The sequence below is a fragment of the Streptantibioticus rubrisoli genome (assembly GCF_024436055.1).
Lineage (GTDB): Bacteria > Actinomycetota > Actinomycetes > Streptomycetales > Streptomycetaceae > Streptantibioticus_A > Streptantibioticus_A rubrisoli.
This window is the reverse complement of the sequence record NZ_JANFNH010000024.1, coordinates 49898-65881: the sequence shown is the minus strand read 5'-3', so window position 1 is coordinate 65881 and position 15984 is coordinate 49898. Positions and strand designations below refer to the sequence as shown.

Here is a 15984-nt window from a genome sequence, read left to right as displayed (position 1 = left end):
GAAGGCGGTATGACGACATCGACGCTTGACGAGGCCCGCACCGGCGAGGGAGAGCGGACGACGGCACTGATCGGAGCGGGCCGGGCCCTCGGTGTGCTGCTCGTGGTCTGCGGTGTGCTGGGCCTGATCGCCTCCTGGTACATCACCCTGGATGAGTTCGAGCTCTACAAGAACCCCAACTTCGTCCCCGGCTGCAGCCTCAATCCGATCATTTCCTGCGGCAACATCATGAAGAGCGCCCAGGCGAAGGCCTTCGGCTTCCCGAACCCGATGATCGGCCTGGTCGCCTACCCGGTGGTGATCTGCGTCGGCATGGCGGTGCTCTCCGGCGCCCGCTTCCGCCGCTGGTTCTGGCTCGGCCTGCAGGCGGGCACGCTCTTCGGCGTCGGCTTCGTGACGTGGCTGCAGTACGAGTCGCTCTACTCGATCGGCTCGCTGTGCCCGTGGTGCATGCTCGCCTGGGGCGCCACCATCGCCGCCTTCTGGTACACGCTGGTGCACAACATCAAGCACCGGATCATCCCGGTGCCGCAGGGGCCGCGCTCGGCGGTGCTGGAGTTCCACTGGGCGGTACCGGTGCTGTGGTACGGCGTGATCCTGATGCTGATCCTGACCCGCTGGTGGTCGTACTGGAGCACGCTGATCTAGGCGGGTCCCCGGGGCACCCCCCGGGTTCGGTGCTCTCGGCCGCGGCCGGGGGCTGTCAGAGGGTTGCCCTAGGCTTCTTCGCGTGGAAGCCGACCTGTTCACCGCAGCCGCAGAGGAACGCCAGGAGAGGGAGCCGGGCGTCAGTCCGCTCGCCGTGCGGATGCGCCCGCGCACCCTCGACGAGGTGGTGGGCCAGCGGCACCTGCTCAAGACCGGCTCGCCGCTGCGCCGTCTCGTGGGTGAGGGCGGCGGCGGTCCGGCCGGTCCCGCCTCGGTGATCCTGTGGGGGCCGCCCGGCACCGGTAAGACCACGTTGGCGTATGTGGTCAGCCATGCCACCAACCGGCGGTTCGTGGAACTTTCGGCGATCACCGCTGGCGTCAAGGAGGTCCGCGCCGCCATCGACAGCGCCAAGCGCGAGTCGGGCGGGTACGGACGCGAGACGCTGCTGTTCCTGGACGAGATCCACCGCTTCAGCAAGGCCCAACAGGACTCGCTGCTCCCGGCGGTGGAGAACCGCTGGGTGACGCTGATCGCCGCCACCACCGAGAACCCCTACTTCTCGGTGATCTCCCCGCTGCTGTCCCGCTCGCTGCTGCTCACTCTCGAAGCGCTCACCGACGACGACCTTCGCGGCCTGCTGCGCCGGGCGCTGGCCGATCCGCGCGGCCTGGCGGGCGCCGTCACCCTGCCCGAGGACTCCGAGGCGCACCTGCTGCGGATCGCGGGCGGCGACGCCCGGCGCGCGCTCACCGCGCTGGAGGCGGGGGCGGGCTCGGCGATCGCCAAGGGCGAGCCGGAGATCACCCTGGAGACGCTGGAAGCGGCCGTGGACCGGGCCGCGGTGAAGTACGACCGCGCCGGTGACCAGCACTACGACGTGGCCAGCGCCCTGATCAAGTCCATCAGGGGCTCCGATGTGGACGCCGCCCTGCACTATCTGGCCCGCATGATCGAGGCGGGTGAGGACCCGCGGTTCATCGCCCGGCGGCTGATGATCTCGGCCAGCGAGGACATCGGCCTGGCGGATCCCACGGCCCTGCAGACCGCGGTCGCCGCCGCCCAGGCGGTGCAGATGATCGGCTTCCCGGAAGCGCGGATCACCCTGTCCCAGGCCACCATCGCGCTGGCGCTCGCCCCCAAGTCCAACGCCGCCTACCTGGCGATAGACGCGGCGCTGGGCGATGTCCGCAAGGGCCTGGCGGGACCGGTCCCGCCGCATCTGCGGGACAGCCACTACAAGGGCGCGGGCAAGCTCGGCCACGGCGAGGGCTACCAGTATCCGCACGACCTGCCGGGCGCCATCGCCGCCCAGCAGTACGCCCCGGACGAGGTGCACGGCAGGCGCTACTACGAGCCCACGCGTTACGGCGCGGAGGCGCGGTACGCGGATGTGCTGGACCGGGTCCGGGGCAGGCTGTCGGGGGAGTGAATGACCCGGATCAGGACGGGAGTTGCTGCCGGTACCGCTCCAGGGCGGGTGCGGTCTTGGTGGCGATGAACTCGGTGATCCGGTAGTCGGCGACGCCCGCGATGGCGAACGGGTCGGTGGCGACCAGTGCTTCGACGGTGGCCCGGTCCGGCGCCACCGCGATCAGCACGCCGCCGTCCCGGGGCTGCTTGCGGCCCGAGGCGATGACGACGCCATCGGCGTACTGCTTGTCCAGCCAGGCGACGTGGTCGGCGAGCGCGGCGTCGACGCGGTCCAGCGGTGCGGTGTAGGTCAGTTCGACGACAAACATGATCGGCACACTACTCCTCGCCCCGCGGCTGTCCGGCGGCGTCCCGTGCGCTGTCGAACAACGCGTGCATCGTGCGCCGCAGTTCACCGTGGTCGGCCACCGGCGTGGGGAAGTCGAAGCGCGCGTCGAAGACGTGGCCGTCCCCGCCGAACCGCACCCGCAGTCCGAACCGGTCGAGCGCCACCGGGACCGCGCCGCCCGGTGCCGCGCAGCGTCCGTCCCGCCCGCTGACCAACGCGCACAACCAGTCGAGTTGGCCGCCGTGCGCGGCGGCGAGGTGCTGGAGCAGTTCGGCCTCCTGGGCGGCGAACGGATCGGGCAGAGCGGCGGCGAACTCGTCCGGCTCGACCGGGTCCGCGCCCCACAGGTCCTCCACCGCCGCCTCGCCGACCTCAAGCCGTAGCCGTGCCGGGCGTCCGTCGCGGAGCGGGGTGAGCCAGCCGGCCACCCAGGCGCGGGCCCGGACCCGGTGGGCGACCGCGACCGGGGCGACATCCGTGATCTCCAGCACAGCGCTGAGCTCGTCCGCCTCGGCGTGCGTGGCGGCGCGCACCGCGGGGGAGTTGGGCGGCAGGCACAGGACGACGTCGCCTTCCTCGGTCACCGTGCGCTCGGACGGCACCATGTCCAGCGGATCGGCGCCGTCCAGGCCGGGAATGACGAGCAGGGCCGACGAGTTACCCTCGACGAGAGTTCGCAGGCGCTCCGCTGCCGTCGGCATCGTGAGCGCGTTTTCCTCTTCGGGACGCGGCTGACTATGCCCCTCACCGGCCACCGCTGTGGTGTGCTCCGCGCTGGGCGGCATGGGGTTCCCGGGTCGATTCATGCGATCTCCTCAGCTAAGGTAAGCCTCACCTAACTTACATGGAGGTCTGGAGAACGTGAACCAGTCGCGTCCCAAGGTCAAGAAGTCCCGCGCGCTCGGCATAGCGCTGACCCCGAAGGCCGTGAAGTACTTCGAGGCGCGCCCCTACCCGCCGGGACAGCACGGTCGCGGCCGCAAGCAGAGCAGTGACTACAAGGTTCGGCTGCTGGAGAAGCAGCGGCTGCGCGCCCAGTACGACATCAGCGAGACGCAGATGCGGCGCGCCTACGACCGTGCCCGCAAGGTCGAGGGCAAGACCGGTGACGCGCTGATCATCGAGCTGGAGCGGCGCCTTGACGCGCTCGTGCTGCGGGCCGGGCTCGCCCGCACGATCTACCAGGCCCGCCAGATGGTGGTGCACGGTCACATCGAGGTGAACGGTCGCAAGGTGGACCGTCCCTCCTTCCGGGTCCGCCCGGACGACGTGGTGCGGGTGCGGGAGCGCTCACGCGCCAAGACCCCGTTCCTGGTGGCCCGCGAGGGCGGCTGGGCGGCCGACGGTGAGACCCCCAAGTACCTGGAGGTCAACCTGGACGCGCTGGCCTTCCGCCTGGACCGCGACCCGAACCGCCGTGAGATTCCGGTGGTCTGCGACGAGCAGTTGGTCGTCGAGTACTACGCCCGCTGACCTACGGTCATCTGGGCAACCCGGTTCCCCCGGGGGCTCCGCCCCCGGGCCCGTTTCAGGGGCTGCGCCCCCGGCCCCCTTTCTGGGGCTGCGTCCCGGGCCCTGTTTCTGGGGCTGCGCCCCCGGCCCCCTTTCTGGGGCTGCGTCCCGGGCCCTGTTTCCGGGGCTGCGCCCTGACCCCCTTGGTGGGCTTGGGGTTTGGGGTCTGGACCCGCGATGGGCCCTGGGGCTCCGTGCGCGGACGGACGCCTTGCCTTCGCCCTGAAGGGGCGCGGGGAACTGCGCGACCAGCGACGATGGTGCCGCACACGAGCGACGGCACATCGCCGCACCACCCCCAGCGGAGCGCCTACGCCGCGTTGAGGGCTGCGAGTGCCCGCAGAGCCTTCGTGCGGGCCTCCTCGTTGGTGCCCGGCTGGGCCAGGGCGCGGTCCAGCCAGAACCGTCCCTCCGGCAGGAGGCCGCGGGCGATCCAGTAAAAGGAGAGGCTGCCCGCCAGGTACTGGCCGATGTGCGGGTCGGCCGCCCGCTCCAGGGCGTACCCCAGGGCGAGCCGCAGATTCCGCAGGTTGCGGGCGATCCGTGCCGCCGCCTCCGCCCGCCCGGGCCCGGACCAGTCCAGCTCACAGGAGGTGGCCAGGCCCAGGTACCAGTCCCGGTGCCGCCGCCGCAGCCGCTCGGTGTCACCCAGTACCTCCAGCCACCCGGCGCCGTACTCCCGTACCGCTTCCGGCATCCGATGGCGCTCACCGTGCCGGACGACCACGGAGTACGCCACCAGCTCCGCCACCGTCTCCCGTACCTGCTCCGCGGGCAGCCCCGAGCCAGCGCACACGTACTCCACCGCGTCCAGGTCGAACTCCCCGGCGAAGACCGACAGTCGGGCCCACAGCAGCCGCTGCGCCGGGGTGCACAGCTCATGGCTCCAGCCGATCGCCGTGCGCAGCGCCGTGCGTTCCCCGCCCGCCAGCAGCCGGAACCGCTCGGCGAGCCGGTCCGCGATCCGCTCCACGGGCAGCGTCCGCAGCCGTGCCGCGGCCAGTTCCAGGGCGAGCGGCAGGCCGTCCAGCAGACGGCACAGTTCGTCGACCGCCGCCCGGTCGGCACCGGTGAGCGCGAACGGCGGTGCGACCGCCGCCCGCCGCGTGAACAGCCGTACCGCCTCGCCCGGCTCCAGCGGGCCGAGCGGCAGTATGGACTCGCCCTCGACGCCCAGCGGGCGGCGCGCGGTGGCCAGGATCCGCAACCCCGGCGCGCGGCGCAGCAACTCGTCGGCGAGTGCCGCGCACTCGGCGACCAGGTACTCGCAGCCGTCGAGCACCAGCAGCAGCTCACGGTCGGCGAGGTGCTCGGCCAGAACCGCCAGCGCCGGGCGGCCGGAGCGGTCGGTGACCGCGAGCGCCTCCAGCACCGCGTACTCCACGATCCGGCCGTCCCGGACCGTGGACAGCTCCACCAACCGCACGCCATCGCAGAACCGATCCTGCGCGCCCACCCGTCGCCCACCACCACCCTCCACGGAGGCCCTGCGGGCCGCTGCGCTGTTCTCCCGTCGCCCACCACCACCCTCAACGGAGGCCCTGCGGGCCGCTGCGCTGTTCTCCCGTCGCCCGCCACCGCCCGCCACGGAGGCCCTGCGGGCCGCTGCGCTGTTCTCCCGTCGCCCGCCACCGCCCTCAACCGAGGCTCCATCAGCCGCTGCCGCCCCTGCGGCGGTGAGTGCCAGCCGGGTCTTGCCGACCCCGCCGGTCCCCGTCACCGTCACCAGTCGGGACCGGTCCAACAGGCCCCGCAGCGCCAGGAGTTCGGCCTCGCGGCCCACCAGCCGGTCCGACTCGGCGGGCAGGCCGAAGGAACCGAAGGGGAAAGCGTCGTCAGCGGGATCACCGAACGGGGCACCGTGCTGCATGGGGCACGGAGCGTACTGGGATGAGAGCGGAGCGTGCAATTCCAGCTGTGGGTCGCCAGCCGGGTTCGATGACCGCAGGGAATCCGGTGTTCGCGACGCGCCCGCCCAGCGGGAATGCGGTACGAACAGCCGACCCTGGCGCGGTAGGGTCGGTACCCTGCCGCCCGAGCACGGCGGACCGTGCCAGGTGTGACCCCGGAACCCATCCGACCTCCCGGACCGTCCCGCCCCGCCCGCTGCGAGCGGCTGCCGACCGACGTGAACCAAAGGAGCGCGGAGCAGTGTCCGGTGGAGAGGTGGCCGGCCTCATCGTGGCCGTCTTCTGGGCGATCCTGGTGTCCTTCCTCGCCGTTGTGCTGGTTAGGCTGGCACAGACGCTGAAGCAGGCCACCCGGCTGGTCGCCGACGTCACTGAACAGGCCGTCCCGCTGCTCGGCGAGGCCACCGCGGCGGTGCGCTCCGCGCACACCCAGCTCGACCGGGTGGACACCATCACCGCCGACGTCCAGGAGGTCACCGCCAACGCCTCGGCGCTGTCCTCCACGGTCGCCACCACCTTCGGCGGGCCGCTGGTGAAGGTCGCCGCGTTCGGCTACGGAGTTCGCCGCGCCGTCGGCCTGCGAGGGCGCGAGGAAGACGGCGGCAAGCGGTCCCGCAAGGACACCGCGCGCGGCAACGTGATCGTCGGCGCCGCGATCCCGGCGGGCCGCCGCGGGTCGCGCCGCACCCGAGGGAAGGGCTGATACCAGATGTTCCGCCGCCTGTTCTGGTTCGTCACCGGACTCACCGCCGGGGTGTGGGCGACCAACAAGGTCCATCGGGCCGCCCGCCGCCTCACTCCCGAGGGCCTGGCCGCGACCGCGACGGACAAGGCCCTCGAACTCGGCGGCCGGGCACGGCAGTTCGCCAAGGACGTCCGCGCCGGAATGTCCGAGCGCGAATCGGAGCTGAACAACCTACTGGGGCTGGACGCCCCGCACGCAGAACTCCCCGGGCAACGCCCGGAGATCGCCTACCAGCGGGACGCCCGCATGCCGCAGACGCGCCCCGTGTACGAGCAGAAAGAAGGCCACTGATGGAGTCGGCAGAAATCCGCAGGCGCTGGCTGCGCTTCTTCGAGGAGCGCGGGCACACGGTCGTGCCGTCCGCGTCGCTCATCGCGGACGACCCGACGCTGCTGCTCGTCCCCGCGGGCATGGTCCCGTTCAAGCCGTACTTCCTCGGTGAGGTCAAGCCGCCCTTCCCGCGCGCCACCAGCGTGCAGAAGTGTGTGCGCACCCCGGACATCGAAGAGGTCGGCAAGACCACCCGGCACGGCACGTTCTTCCAGATGTGCGGCAACTTCTCCTTCGGCGACTACTTCAAGGAAGGCGCCATCAAGCTCGCCTGGGAGCTGCTCACCACCTCCCAGGAGGACGGCGGCTACGGACTGGAGCCGGAGAAGCTCTGGATCACCGTCTACCAGGAGGACGACGAGGCCGAGCGCATCTGGCGTGAGGTGATCGGCGTTCCTGCCGAGCGCATCCAGCGCCTTGGCATGGGACCGAACTTCTGGTCCATGGGCGTGCCCGGCCCCTGCGGCCCCTGCTCCGAGATCAACTACGACCGCGGCCCGGAGTTCGGCGTCGAGGGCGGCCCGGCCGTCAACGACGAGCGGTACGTGGAGATCTGGAACCTGGTCTTCATGCAGTACGAGCGAGGCGAGGGCTCCGGCAAGGAGGACTTCCCGATCCTCGGCGACCTGCCCAACAAGAACATCGACACAGGCCTCGGCCTGGAACGCCTGGCGATGATCCTGCAGGGCGTGCAGAACATGTACGAGATCGACACCTCGCGCATGATCATCGACAAGGCTACCGAGCTGACCGGAGTCCACTACGGCGCCGCACACAGCTCCGACGTGTCGCTGCGCGTCGTGGCCGACCACATCCGCACCTCGGTGATGCTCATCGGCGACGGTGTCACCCCCGGCAACGAGGGCCGCGGCTACGTGCTGCGCCGCATCATGCGGCGCGCCATCCGCAACATGCGGTTGCTCGGCGCCGTGCAGCCCACCGTCGGTGAGCTGGTCGACACCGTGATCAAGGCCATGAGCCCGCAGTACCCGGAGCTGGCCGAGGACCGCAAGCGCATCGAGACCGTCGCCCTCGCCGAGGAGAACGCCTTCCTCAAGACGCTCAAGGCGGGCACCAACATCCTCGACACCGCGGTCACCGAGACCAAGGCCGCGGGCGGCAGCGTGCTCCCCGGCGACAAGGCGTTCCTGCTCCACGACACCTGGGGCTTCCCCATCGACCTCACCCTGGAGATGGCCGCCGAGCAGGGCCTTTCCGTGGACGAGGAGGGCTTCCGCCGCCTGATGAAGGAGCAGCGGGAGCGCGCCAAGGCCGACGCCAAGGCCAAGAAGACCGGCCACGCCGACCTGTCCGCCTACCGCGAGGTGGCCGACACCTCCGGCAGCACCGTGTTCACCGGCTACACCGACTACGAGGGCGAGGCCACGGTCGTCGGCCTGCTGGTCGACGGCATCCCGTCGCCCGCCGCGGTGGAGGGCGACGAGGTCGAGGTCGTCCTGGACCGCACTCCGTTCTACGCCGAGGGCGGCGGCCAGCTCGCCGACACCGGCCGGATCCGGCTGGACTCCGGCGCGGTGGTCGAGGTGCGCGACGTCCAGCAGCCGGTACTGGGCGTCTCGGTGCACAAGGGCGTCGTCCAGGTCGGCGAGGTGACCGTCGGTGCCGGTGCCTACGCCGCCATCGACCTGACCCGCCGCCGGGCCATCGCCCGCGCCCACAGCGCCACCCACCTCACCCACCAGGCGCTGCGCGACGCCCTGGGCCCGACCGCCGCCCAGGCCGGTTCGGAGAACTCCCCGGGCCGCTTCCGCTTCGACTTCGGCTCGCCGGCCGCGGTCCCCGGTACCGTGCTGAGCGACGTCGAGCAGAAGATCAACGAGGTGCTCGCCCGTGAACTCGACGTCACCGCCGAGGTGATGAGCATGGCCGAGGCCAAGAAGCAGGGCGCCATCGCCGAGTTCGGCGAGAAGTACGGCGAGCGGGTGCGCGTGGTCACCATCGGCGACTTCTCCAAGGAGCTGTGCGGCGGCACCCATGTGCACAACACCGCCCAGCTCGGACTGGTCAAGCTGCTCGGCGAGTCGTCCATCGGCTCCGGGGTGCGCCGGGTCGAGGCGCTGGTGGGCGCCGACGCCTACAAGTTCCTGGCCCGTGAGCACACCGTGGTCTCCCAGCTCACCGAGCTGGTCAAGGGCCGACCGGAGGAACTGCCCGACAGGATCTCCGGCATGCTCAGCAAGCTGCGCGAGGCCGAGAAGGAGATCGAGAAGTACCGCGCCGAGAAGGTGCTCCAAGCCGCGGCCGGGCTCGCCCAGGGCGCCGAGGACGTCAAGGGCATCGCCCTGGTCACCGGCACCGTCCCGGACGGAACCGGCGCCGACGACCTGCGCAAGCTGGTCCTGGACGTACGGCAGCGGATCACCGGCGGCCGCCCGGCCGTCGTGGCGCTGTTCACCGTCGCCAACGGCCGCCCGCTGACCGTCATCGCCACCAACGAGGCGGCCCGCGAACGCGGCGTCAAGGCCGGTGAGTTGGTGCGGGCGGCCGCCAAGACCCTCGGCGGCGGAGGCGGCGGCAAGCCGGACATCGCCCAGGGCGGCGGCCAGAACCCGCAGGCCGTCGGCGAGGCCATCGAGGCGGTGCGCCGACTGGTCGCCGAGCAGGCCTGAGCCGGACTGACGGAGGAAGAGACGATGCGACGCGGCAGGCGGATCGCCGTCGATGTCGGGGACGCCCGGATCGGGGTCGCCTCATGCGACCCCGACGGGCTGATCGCCACACCCGTGGAGACCGTTCCCGGCCGCGACGTGCAGGCGGCCCGCCGCCGCATCGCGGCCATCGTCGAGGAGTACGAGCCCATCGAGGTCGTCATCGGGCTGCCTCGCTCCCTCAGCGGGGGCGAGGGCCCGGCGGCGGCCAAGGCCCGTGGTTTCGCAACCGAGTTTGCGAAAATCATCACACCCGTGCCGGTCCGGCTGGTGGACGAGCGGATGTCGACCGTCACCGCCACCCATGGCCTTCGGGCCTCCGGGGTAAAGGCCAAGAAGGGCCGCTCAGTTGTGGACCAGGCCGCCGCGGTGGTCATCCTGCAGAGCGCGTTGGAGACCGAGCGGGTCTCCGGCAGGCCGCCCGGCGAGACCGTCGAAGTGGTCATCTGATCGCGATACGGTAACGTTCCGCGCCGGAGCACGCGGCCAGCGCCACGAGCGCCAGCCACGTGCCGCCTCGCGATTCAGGAGACACATGACCGACTACGGCCGAAGCCCCGGTCCCGAACCGTGGCACCCCGACGACCCCCTCTACGGGGACCAGGGGTGGGACCGTGGTCAGACCGGGCACGGCGGCTGGGACCAGTACGGCAACCCGGTACCGCAGCAGCCGTATCCGGACGCCCAGCACTACCCGGGCCAGCAGCAGTACCCGCAGGCGCCGTACCCCGGCCAGCAGTACGCGGATCCGGGGTACGCCGACCCGCACTACGCGGGGGGCCAGCAGTACCCGCAGCAGCCGCACTGGGATGGCCAGCAGCAGTACGACTGGTCGGGGCAGCACACGGTGCCCACCCACGACGGATACGCGGTGGGCGTTGCTGAAACGTATGGCCAGCCGCCAGCCCAGGCCGACCCCTACGGCCACGGCGGATACGTACCCCAGCAGCCCGCCCCGCAGTCCGAACCCGAACAGACCGCGGAATGGGCCGCGTTCCACGAGGAGGCCGAGGAGCCCGAGCGGCATCCGTTCTTCACCGGCACCTCGCTCGCGGACTACCAGGAAGACGAACGCGAGCGCTTCGTCGCCAACGACGACGATGACGACGAGTACGAGGACGAGCCGGACGACGAGCGCAACACGCGCAAGGGCAAGAAGAAGCGCAGCGGCTGCGCCGTCCTGGTCGCGCTGTTGGTGCTCGTCGGGCTCGTCGGAGGCGTCGGCTACGGCGGGTACTGGTACTGGCAACGGCACTTCGCCGCCGCGCCCGACTTCTCCGGGGACGGAACGGGCGACGTGCAGGTGGTGATCCCCAACGGCGCGACGCTCGCCCAGATGGGCAACATCCTCAAGCGGAACGACGTCGTCAAGAGCGTCGACGCCTTCACCAAGGCGGCGGGCGGCAAGCCCCTCCAGGGCGGCGTCTACATGCTGCACAAGGAGATGTCGGCCGCCGCCGCGGTCGCCATGATGCTCAACCCCAGCAGCCAGAACGCGCTGATCATCCCCGAGGGCTCGCGCGCCACCCGGATCTACCAGGCCATCGACCAGAAGCTCGGCCTGCCGTCCGGCACCACGGAGAACGCCGCCAAGGGCGCCGACCTGGGACTGCCGTCCTACGCGAACGGCAACCCCGAGGGCTTCCTGTTCCCGATGCGCTACAGCATCGGCAAGTCCACCAAACCCGTGGACTTCCTCAAGCAGATGGTCCAGCAGGCCGAGGCGGAGTACGGCAAGGACGACCTCGAAGCCCAGGCCGCCAAGGTGGGCAAGACACCGTACGAGGTCATCATCATCGCCAGCCTGATCCAGGCCGAGGCCCAGGAACGGCAGGACTTCTACAAGGTCTCACGGGTGATCTACAACCGCCTCGACCAGAACATGGCGTTGGGCTTCGACTCCACGATCAACTACGCCAAGGGCCGCTCCACGCTGAACACCACCAACAGCGACACCAAGTTCAACTCGCCGTACAACACCTATCTGCACAAGGGCCTGCCGCCCGGGCCGATCGACAACCCCGGCCACCTGGCGATCGACGCCGCGCTCCACCCGGCCGACGGCAACTGGCTGTACTTTGTCACCGTCAAGCCGGGGGACACCCGGTTCACCAACGACTACGCGGAGCACCAGCGCAACGTCGCGGAATTCAACAAGTACCAGCGGGAGCACGGCGGTTGATGAACTCGGCAAGGGCGGCTCGGCCCCACCGCGCGGCGGTCCTCGGATCGCCCATCGCCCACTCGCTCTCCCCGGTGCTGCACCGTGCCGCGTACCAGGCCCTGGGGCTTGAGGGCTGGGAGTACGGACGGCATGAGGTGGACGAGGCGGCCCTGCCCGGATTCCTCGCCTCCATCGCGGACGACGAGAAGCCCTGGGCCGGGCTGTCGCTGACCATGCCGCTCAAGCGCGCGGTGATTCCGCTGCTGGACGAGATCAGCGACACCGCGGCCTCCGTGGAGGCCGTCAACACCGTGGTCTTCACCGAGGACGGGCGGCGCGCCGGGGAGAACACCGACATTCCCGGCATGGTCGCCGCCCTTGCGGAACGCGGTGTGGGCCAGGTCGACTCCGCGGCGATCCTGGGCGCCGGAGCCACCGCCTCCTCCGCGCTGGCCGCGCTCGCCGGGATCTGCTCGGCCGAGGTCACCGCGTATGTGCGCAGCGAGGCGCGGGCCGCCGAGATGCGGCAGTGGGGGGAGCGACTCGGCGTGGCCGTGCGCACCCGGGACTGGTCGGACGCGGCGGACGCCTTCACCGCCCCACTGGTGATCGCCACCACCCCCGCGGGAGCCACCGACGCGCTCGCCGCCCAGGTGCCGGAGCAGCCCGGCGCGCTGTTCGACGTGCTCTACGAGCCGTGGCCGACGCCGCTGGCCGCGGCCTGGGCGGAACGCGGCGGCGCGGTGGTGGGCGGTCTTGACCTGCTGGTGCACCAGGCCGTGCTCCAGGTCGAGCTGATGACCGGCCGCAGTCCGGCACCCCTCGCGGCGATGCGGGCGGCCGGGGAGGCGGCGCTCGCCGCACGCTGAGGCGGTGCCCGTTCAGCGGTGTCCGGTCAACGGACTGGTGCCCGGCTTGTCGGTGTCCCGTGGGAGGATCGGATCCGAGGACGTTCGCGGTTCGAGACTTCCGGCGGGCACAGGAGAGAGGGAACACCGTTGAGTAGGTTGCGCTGGTTGACGGCGGGGGAGTCGCACGGTCCAGCCCTGGTGGCGACACTGGAGGGGCTGCCTGCGGGGGTGCCGGTGACGACGGAGATGGTGGCGGACGCCCTGGCCCGCCGGCGGCTGGGGTACGGCCGCGGCGCCCGGATGAAGTTCGAGCGGGACGAGGTCACGTTCCTCGGCGGCGTGCGGCACGGCCTCACCCTCGGCTCGCCGGTGGCGATCATGGTGGGGAACACCGAGTGGCCCAAGTGGGAGAAGGTCATGGCGGCCGACCCGGTCGACCCGGCCGAGCTCGCCGAACTGGCCCGCAACGCCCCGCTGACCAGGCCGCGCCCGGGCCACGCCGATCTGGCGGGCATGCAGAAGTACGGCTTCGACGAGGCCCGTCCGGTGCTGGAGCGGGCCTCGGCACGGGAGACCGCGGCCCGCGTGGCGCTGGGCACGGTGGCCCGGTCGTACCTGAAGGAGACCACCGGCATCGAGATCGTCTCGCACGTCGTGGAGTTGGGCGCCGCCAAGGCGCCGTACGGCGTCTACCCCAAGCCCGCCGACGTCGAGCGGCTGGACGCCGACCCGGTGCGCTGCCTGGACGCCGCCGCCAGCGAGGCGATGGTGGCCGAGATCGACCAGGCCCACAAGGACGGCGATACTCTCGGCGGTGTGGTCGAGGTCCTGGCCTACGGCGTGCCGGTGGGCCTGGGGTCGCACGTTCACTGGGACCGCCGCCTGGACGCCCGGCTGGCCGCCGCGCTGATGGGCATCCAGGCCATCAAGGGCGTGGAGGTCGGCGACGGCTTCGAGTTGGCCCGGGTGCCCGGCTCGAAGGCGCACGACGAGATCCTGCCCACCGAGGACGGAATCCGGCGCGCCTCGGGCCGCTCCGGCGGCACGGAGGGTGGGCTCACCACCGGTGAACTGCTGCGGGTGCGCGCCGCGATGAAGCCGATCGCCACCGTTCCGCGGGCGCTGGCCACGGTGGACGTCAGCACCGGTGAGGCCGCCCAGGCGCACCACCAGCGGTCCGATGTCTGCGCGGTGCCCGCCGCGGGGATCGTGGCCGAGGCCATGGTCGCGCTGGTACTGGCGGACGCCGTCGCCGAGAAGTTCGGCGGCGACTCGGTGGCCGAAACCCGCCGCAACGTGACCGGGTACCTCGAGAATCTGGCGATCCGGTGATGGAAGGACCCGTCGTCGTCCTGGTGGGGCCGCCCGGGGCGGGCAAGTCCACCATCGGCCGGTTGCTCGCCGAGCGGCTGGGCACCACGTACCGGGACACCGACGCCGACATCGAGGCCGCACAGGGGCGAGCCATCTCGGACATCTTCGTCGAGGACGGCGAGCCGTACTTCCGGGAGCTGGAGCGCAGCGCCGTGCGCACCGCACTCGCCGAGCACTCCGGGGTGCTCTCCCTCGGCGGCGGTTCGATCATGGACGACGGCACCCGGGAGGCGCTGCGCGGACGGCCGGTGGTCTTCCTCGACGTGAACCTGTCCACCGCCGTGCACCGGGTGGGGCTCGACGCGCCCCGGCCACTGCTGGCGGTCAACCCCCGTAAGCAGTGGCGGGAGTTGATGGAGCGCCGCCGTCCGCTGTACACCGAGGTCGCCCGGGCCGTCGTGGCGACCGATGACCGTACCCCGCAGGACGTCGCCGACCAGGTCCTCGACGTACTGGAGCTGAGGAAGGCATGAACGACACACCCACGCGCATCCAGGTCGGCGGCACAGCGGGCAGCGCCCCTTACGAAGTGCTGGTCGGCCGCCAACTGCTCGGCGAACTCCCCGGGTTGATCGGCCGCGACGCCAAGCGCGTCGCGGTGCTGCACCCCGAGGCGCTGTCCGCCACCGGTGAGGCGGTCCGCGCCGACCTCGCGGAGCAGGGGTACGAGGCGATCGCCGTCCAGCTGCCGAACGCCGAGGAGGCCAAGTCCGCCGAGGTGGCCGCGTACTGCTGGAGCGTGCTCGGCCAGACTCACTTCACCCGTACCGATGTGATCGTCGGGGTCGGTGGCGGCGCCACCACCGACCTGGCCGGATTCGTCGCCGCCACCTGGTTGCGCGGCGTGCGGTGGATCGCGGTGCCGACCACGGTGCTGGCGATGGTGGACGCGGCGGTCGGCGGCAAGACCGGCATCAACACCGCCGAGGGCAAGAACCTGGTGGGCGCCTTCCATCCGCCCGCCGGGGTGCTCTGCGACCTGGCCTGCCTGGAGTCGCTGCCGGTCAACGACTACGTCAGCGGGCTCGCCGAGATCATCAAGGCGGGGTTCATCGCCGACCCGGTGATCCTCGATCTGATCGAGGCCGATCCGCAGGCCGCCCGCAGCCCGCAGGGCCAGCACACCGCGGAGTTGATAGAGCGGTCGATCCGGGTGAAGGCCGAGGTGGTCTCGCAGGACCTGAAGGAGTCCGGGCTGCGGGAGATCCTCAACTACGGCCATACGCTGGCCCACGCCATCGAGAAGAACGAGCGGTACAGCTGGCGGCACGGCGCCGCGGTCTCGGTCGGCATGGTATTCGCGGCCGAACTCGGCCGACTGGCGGGCCGGTTGGACGACGCCACCGCCGACCGGCACCGCGCGGTGCTCTCCTCGGTGGGGCTGCCGCTGACCTACAAGGGCGACCAGTGGCCCAGGCTGCTGGAGACCATGAAGGTCGACAAGAAGTCACGCGGTGACCGGCTGCGCTTCATCGTGCTGAACGGTCTGGCCAAGCCCGCCGTGCTGGAGGCGCCCGACCCGGCCCTGCTGCTCGCGGCATACGCGGAGGTGGCCAAGTGACCCGTGCCGTCTATGTGTTGAACGGGCCGAACCTGGGCCGGCTGGGCAGCCGTGAGCCGGATGTGTACGGCTCCACCTCCTATGCCGGGCTGGTCGAGGAGTGCACCGCCCTCGGCAAGGAACTCGGCTTCGACGTGGAGGTCCGGGAGACCAACGACGAGGGGGAGATGATCCGTTGGCTGCACGAGGCCGCCGATGGATCGATTCCGGTCGTTCTCAACCCCGGGGCGTTCACCCACTACTCGTACGGGATGCGGGACGCGGCGGCGCAGCGCACCGCGCCGCTGATCGAGGTGCACATCTCCAACCCGTACTCGCGTGAGGAGTTCCGCCACAATTCGGTCATCGCGGCGGTGGCCAGCGGCACCATCGCCGGATTCGGCATCGGCTCGTACCGGTTGGCGCTGCGCGCGCTCGCTGACGAACTGTCGGCCTGAACGGGTTCCCGACCTGCTCCG

Annotated in this window: 16 protein-coding genes; 13 read left to right on the top strand and 3 right to left on the bottom strand. The window is 71.2% G+C overall.

Going from position 1 to position 15984, the window contains the following annotated elements; all coding sequences use genetic code 11:
* Nucleotides 1-9 precede the first annotated feature (9 nt).
* Both NON19_RS19880 and NON19_RS19875 read left to right on the top strand, forming a co-directional pair.
* Entirely contained in the window at nt 10-648 is a 639-nt protein-coding gene (locus NON19_RS19880; protein ID WP_255929929.1) for a vitamin K epoxide reductase family protein, read from the top strand.
* 82 nt (nt 649-730) lie between these two features.
* Complete coding sequence (locus tag NON19_RS19875) at nt 731-2080, top strand: replication-associated recombination protein A (RefSeq protein WP_255929928.1); 1350 nt, start codon at nt 731-733, stop codon at nt 2078-2080.
* Nucleotides 2081-2090: 10 nt separating this feature from the next.
* Here the strand turns inward: NON19_RS19875 and NON19_RS19870 are convergent, their stop codons facing one another.
* Together NON19_RS19870 and NON19_RS19865 are read right to left on the bottom strand one after the other, a co-directional pair.
* Entirely contained in the window at nt 2091-2390 is a 300-nt protein-coding gene (locus NON19_RS19870; RefSeq protein ID WP_255929956.1) for a YciI family protein, read from the bottom strand.
* A 10-nt stretch (nt 2391-2400) separates the two neighbouring features.
* Nucleotides 2401-3111: a DUF2470 domain-containing protein gene (locus NON19_RS19865; protein WP_255929955.1), complete on the bottom strand. Its 711-nt coding sequence runs from the start codon at nt 3109-3111 to the stop codon at nt 2401-2403.
* 160 nt (nt 3112-3271) lie between these two features.
* Between NON19_RS19865 and rpsD the strand changes: the two genes are divergently transcribed.
* Nucleotides 3272-3883, top strand: coding sequence for a 30S ribosomal protein S4 (gene rpsD / locus NON19_RS19860; RefSeq protein ID WP_255929927.1), 612 nt, complete (start codon nt 3272-3274; stop codon nt 3881-3883).
* Nucleotides 3884-4232: 349 nt separating this feature from the next.
* Here the strand turns inward: rpsD and NON19_RS33735 are convergent, their stop codons facing one another.
* Nucleotides 4233-5792, bottom strand: coding sequence for an ATP-binding protein (locus NON19_RS33735; RefSeq protein ID WP_255929925.1), 1560 nt, complete (start codon nt 5790-5792; stop codon nt 4233-4235).
* Between the two features lie 281 nt (nt 5793-6073).
* Between NON19_RS33735 and NON19_RS19850 the strand changes: the two genes are divergently transcribed.
* From NON19_RS19850 to aroQ, 10 genes are all read left to right on the top strand, one after another.
* Complete coding sequence (locus NON19_RS19850; RefSeq protein WP_255929923.1) at nt 6074-6535, top strand: DUF948 domain-containing protein; 462 nt, start codon at nt 6074-6076, stop codon at nt 6533-6535.
* Nucleotides 6536-6541: 6 nt separating this feature from the next.
* Nucleotides 6542-6868, top strand: a complete 327-nt coding sequence (locus NON19_RS19845) for a DUF6167 family protein (RefSeq protein WP_255929921.1) — start codon at nt 6542-6544, stop codon at nt 6866-6868.
* Complete coding sequence (gene alaS / locus NON19_RS19840) at nt 6868-9537, top strand: alanine--tRNA ligase (RefSeq protein ID WP_255929919.1); 2670 nt, start codon at nt 6868-6870, stop codon at nt 9535-9537. Before NON19_RS19845 ends, alaS begins: the two co-directional genes overlap by 1 nt.
* A gap of 24 nt (nt 9538-9561) precedes the next feature.
* Nucleotides 9562-10026 carry a Holliday junction resolvase RuvX gene (ruvX, locus tag NON19_RS19835; protein WP_255929917.1) on the top strand — a complete coding sequence of 155 codons (465 nt, stop codon included), beginning with the start codon at nt 9562-9564 and terminating at the stop codon, nt 10024-10026.
* A gap of 85 nt (nt 10027-10111) precedes the next feature.
* Nucleotides 10112-11758: an endolytic transglycosylase MltG gene (gene mltG, locus NON19_RS19830; protein WP_255929915.1), complete on the top strand. Its 1647-nt coding sequence runs from the start codon at nt 10112-10114 to the stop codon at nt 11756-11758.
* The gene (locus NON19_RS19825; protein WP_255929913.1) at nt 11758-12609 is read left to right on the top strand and encodes a shikimate dehydrogenase; all 852 of its coding nucleotides are present in this window, start codon (nt 11758-11760) and stop codon (nt 12607-12609) included. Before mltG ends, NON19_RS19825 begins: the two co-directional genes overlap by 1 nt.
* A gap of 129 nt (nt 12610-12738) precedes the next feature.
* Complete coding sequence (gene aroC, locus NON19_RS19820; protein WP_255929912.1) at nt 12739-13923, top strand: chorismate synthase; 1185 nt, start codon at nt 12739-12741, stop codon at nt 13921-13923.
* On the top strand, nt 13923-14438 hold the full coding sequence (locus NON19_RS19815; protein ID WP_255929911.1) for a shikimate kinase: 516 nt from the start codon (nt 13923-13925) through the stop codon (nt 14436-14438). Before aroC ends, NON19_RS19815 begins: the two co-directional genes overlap by 1 nt.
* Nucleotides 14435-15526, top strand: a complete 1092-nt coding sequence (gene aroB / locus NON19_RS19810; protein ID WP_255929910.1) for a 3-dehydroquinate synthase — start codon at nt 14435-14437, stop codon at nt 15524-15526. Before NON19_RS19815 ends, aroB begins: the two co-directional genes overlap by 4 nt.
* Nucleotides 15523-15963, top strand: coding sequence for a type II 3-dehydroquinate dehydratase (aroQ, locus tag NON19_RS19805; protein ID WP_255929909.1), 441 nt, complete (start codon nt 15523-15525; stop codon nt 15961-15963). The genes aroB and aroQ overlap by 4 nt, the downstream gene beginning before the upstream one ends.
* Nucleotides 15964-15984 lie beyond the last annotated feature (21 nt).